Origin of the sequence: Acinetobacter sp. V2 (assembly GCF_001188385.1) — a bacterium.
GTDB lineage: Bacteria > Pseudomonadota > Gammaproteobacteria > Pseudomonadales > Moraxellaceae > Acinetobacter > Acinetobacter oleivorans.
Map to the genome: position 1 here is coordinate 7792 of NZ_JZFB01000009.1, position 3529 is coordinate 11320.

At 41.5% G+C, this 3529-nt stretch carries 4 protein-coding genes and 1 pseudogene; 2 read left to right on the forward strand and 3 right to left on the reverse strand.

Annotated features, from left to right (window positions below):
* Together prpB and UC75_RS17445 are read right to left on the reverse strand one after the other, a co-directional pair.
* The coding region (gene prpB / locus UC75_RS17440) for a methylisocitrate lyase (RefSeq protein ID WP_228137481.1) at nucleotides 1-749 on the reverse strand (749 nt) is incomplete at its 3' end.
* Nucleotides 742-1452 (reverse strand): GntR family transcriptional regulator, encoded by a 711-nt coding sequence (locus tag UC75_RS17445; protein ID WP_001153627.1) that lies wholly within the window; start codon nucleotides 1450-1452, stop codon nucleotides 742-744. The genes UC75_RS17445 and prpB, both read right to left, overlap by 8 nt.
* Before the next feature lie 45 nt (nucleotides 1453-1497).
* Between UC75_RS17445 and UC75_RS19105 the strand changes: the two genes are divergently transcribed.
* Both UC75_RS19105 and UC75_RS17450 read left to right on the forward strand, forming a co-directional pair.
* On the forward strand, nucleotides 1498-1632 hold the full coding sequence (locus UC75_RS19105; RefSeq protein ID WP_128825350.1) for a hypothetical protein: 135 nt from the start codon (nucleotides 1498-1500) through the stop codon (nucleotides 1630-1632).
* Between the two features lie 335 nt (nucleotides 1633-1967).
* Nucleotides 1968-3182, forward strand: coding sequence for an aromatic amino acid transaminase (locus tag UC75_RS17450; protein WP_005309021.1), 1215 nt, complete (start codon nucleotides 1968-1970; stop codon nucleotides 3180-3182).
* Nucleotides 3183-3229: 47 nt separating this feature from the next.
* Here the strand turns inward: UC75_RS17450 and UC75_RS22320 are convergent.
* Nucleotides 3230-3529 (reverse strand): annotated as a pseudogene (locus UC75_RS22320) (D-lactate dehydrogenase); the annotation flags it as partial.

The following is a 3529-nucleotide window of genomic DNA, read 5'->3' on the forward strand; positions in this document are numbered from 1 at the left end:
ACAGTTTCAGCTGCCTTGTTCATGGCACGGAAAGCAGATAACGGATAAAGCACAAGGCTTACATCGGCAGATGCCAATTCTTCAGTGGTAAACAGTGGTGTAGAACCAAACTCAGTAATATTTGCCAAAATCGGTGCACCAGTCTTCTGAGCAAATTGCTTGTACATATCAAGCTCGGTAATTGCTTCAGGGAACAACATGTCTGCACCCGCTTCAATGTAGGCACCCGCACGGTCAATTGCAGCTTGTAAGCCATCTACGGCCAATGCATCGGTACGTGCCATAATCACGAAGCTGTCATCACCACGTGCATCAACCGCGGCTTTAATACGGTCAACCATTTCTTCTTGAGTCACAATGGCTTTGTTTGGACGGTGACCACAACGTTTTGCGCCCACTTGGTCTTCAATGTGCATTGCCGCAGCACCAAACTTGATCAGTGCTTTTGTAGTACGGGCAATGTTAAATGCAGAAGCACCAAAACCTGTGTCGGCATCAACTAATAATGGAAGATCACATACATCGGTAATACGGCGTACGTCTGTCAACACATCATCAAGGTTACTAATTCCCAAATCAGGTAAGCCTAAAGAACCAGCGGCTACACCACCACCTGATAAGTAAATCGCTTTATAACCTGCACGTTTTGCCAAAAGTGCATGATTGGCGTTGATGGTTCCAACCACTTGTAATGGCTTTTCTTGGGCTACTGCATCGCGAAATAGCTGACCTGCGGATTGTTTAGCCATTGTTATGTTCTCCTTGTGCTTGTAGCAGTGTTTGCTCAATAATTTTGTAAGAAGCATTGATATGTCGATGCATCAGCAGCTCGGCAAGTTCACCATCACCTTCTGCAATTGCATCTAAAATACGGATGTGTTCGTCCCAAGCTTTGCTCGGACGATCGGGTGTGTTTGAAAATTGAATTCGGTACATACGAATGAGGTGATAAAGCTCATCACATAGCATTTTTTCTAGGGTTTTATTGCCACTACTTTTGATAATGCAGTAGTGAAAATCGTCCTGCCCTTCTTGCAAGTAATATCCTTTACCTGCTTTAAAGTTTTCATCTTCGGCATGCATACGCAAAACATCACGTAGTGCCAAGATTTGCTTTTTATCAATATGCTGCGCTGCAAGTTTGCAAGCCAAACCTTCTAAAGACGCACGAATCTGGTAAAGCTCTTTAAACTGTTGCAGTGAAAGCGAAACCACGCGCGCGCCCACATGTGCAGTACGCTCAACCAAACGCTGTCCTTCAAGGCGATGAATCGCTTCACGCAAAGGCCCACGACTAATGCCATAAGTTCGCGCCAGTTCAGGCTCAGAAATTTTGCTACCCGCCGGAATTTGACCCAAAACAATCGCCGTCTGTATTTGTTTAAATACATTCTCGGTCAGTGTTCTTCCCTGACTCTGTAAAGGCTCTGGTGCGAAGGTCAAATCTTGCATATTGTCGACAATTTTTAATCAATTATGAGTTTTATAGCGGGATGAATGAAAAAAATCAAGGTGATTGTTGACACTTTACAGAACGCATCAGGTCAATTTTTATCGTTTGGCCTGTTCTCTCACCTTACATTTAAACCACTAAACCACTTACTAATTAGTATTTATAAAACAGATATTTAATATTATTTTACCTATAGATTTATGGCACTTTTTTAGCTGCTTTTCGACCTCTAATCTTTTGTTTCAAACTTTAGTCTACAACCAATGTATTACAGCAAGATTGTAGACAATCTGCTTGAATGAAAGCATGAGTTATAAATTAGTATCTATTTACCGTAATTTCTTTTAAATCTTTTAATCATTTTCATCCAGAAAATATCGATATTAGTGAAATTATCAGGTGCTTCACGGTAGCTTTATTGATACATTATTGAACATCGACATAGTTGTGGCGTATTTTTCGAGACAGAAAAAACCCAGCACTATGCATATTGTTGAATGAAAGGACTTTTTTGATGTTTCAACATATCCCCCCATACGCAGGCGACCCAATTCTCTCTTTAATGGAACAGTTCAATGCTGATACTCGTTCTGGAAAAGTAAACTTGAGTATTGGTCTTTACTATAACGAAGACAGTATTGTTCCTCAGTTAGAGACCATTATTGAAGCGCAAAAGCGTATCGAGCCTAAAAACGGTAAAACCAAACTTTATTTGCCAATGGAAGGCTTCAAACCTTACCGTGAAGCAATTCAAGCACTTTTATTTGGTGCAAACAGCCCAGCAGTTAAAGCTGGTCGTGCTGTAACCATCCAAACGCTTGGTGGTTCAGGTGCATTGAAAGTTGGTGCAGATTTCTTAAAAACTTATTTCCCAAATTCTGACGTTTGGGTAAGCCAACCAACTTGGGATAACCACGTTGCGATTTTCAATGGCGCTGGCATCAAGACTCATTTCTACCCATATTTCGATAACGAAACGCGTGGTGTAGATTTTGACGGTATGCTTTCTACACTTAAAACTTTGCCTGAGCAAAGCATTGTGTTATTGCACCCATGCTGCCACAACCCAACGGGTGCTGACTTAAACCCAGCGCAGTGGGACCAAGTGATTGCAGTATTAAAAGATCGTAACCTTATTCCATTCCTAGACATCGCTTACCAAGGTTTTGGTGACGGTATGGAAGAAGATGCGTATGCAATCCGTGCTTTAGACCAAGCGGGTCTAAACTTCATTGTGAGCAACTCATTCTCTAAAATCTTCTCTTTATATGGCGAGCGTGTTGGCGGCTTAACTTTCGTATGTGACGATGCAGAAGCTGCTCAGTGCACATTCGGTCAGTTAAAAGCGACTGTACGCCGTATTTACTCTAGCCCTCCTACAACAGGTGCTTGGCTAGTTGATGAAGTGTTAAATGACGCTGAACTTAACCAACAATGGCAAGGTGAAGTGAAAGAGATGCGTGAGCGTATTATCAAAATGCGTAGCATCTTGAAAGACGAACTCACCAAAGCATTACCAGACCGTGACTTTAGCTACCTTGTAAACCAAAAAGGTATGTTCAGCTACACAGGTTTAACTGCTGAGCAAGTTGATATCTTGCGTGAAGAATATGCAATCTACTTAGTACGTAGTGGTCGTATTTGTGTAGCAGGTTTAAACATGAACAATGTTTACACTGTTGCTAAAGCAGTTGCAGAAGTACTTGCTAAATCTGTAGAAGCTGCATAAGACATCTATAAAAAAAGGCGCTTCGGCGCCTTTTTTATATTTCGATATTAAGATTTAGCCTTGCCCCAATACTTCAGTTTTGAGGTATGTCCAATACCTACGTTAAAGCTGTTGGTTGGGTCGAGTTTTTGATAGAAATTGGCTAATGCAGGTTTGGCAATGTAAAGGTGCCCAACATTATGCTCTGCCGGATATTCAGCACGACGCGCATCGAGTAATTTCCACATTTGATGTTCCATTTCTAGCGGGTCATTGCCCTTTTTAAGAATATAGTCCTGATGGAACACATGACAAAAGAAATGCCCATAATAGAGTTTATGGATGATTTTCTTTTCCATCTCGGCTGG

What these genes read in the sequence shown, in the direction of transcription:
- UC75_RS17445 (WP_001153627.1), bottom strand. Translation starts at nt 1,452, where the DNA reads ATGCAAGATTTGACCTTCGCACCAGAGCCTTTACAGAGTCAGGGAAGA.
- UC75_RS19105 (WP_128825350.1), top strand. Translation starts at nt 1,498, where the DNA reads ATGAAAAAAATCAAGGTGATTGTTGACACTTTACAGAACGCATCAGGT.
- UC75_RS17450 (WP_005309021.1), top strand. Translation starts at nt 1,968, where the DNA reads ATGTTTCAACATATCCCCCCATACGCAGGCGACCCAATTCTCTCTTTA.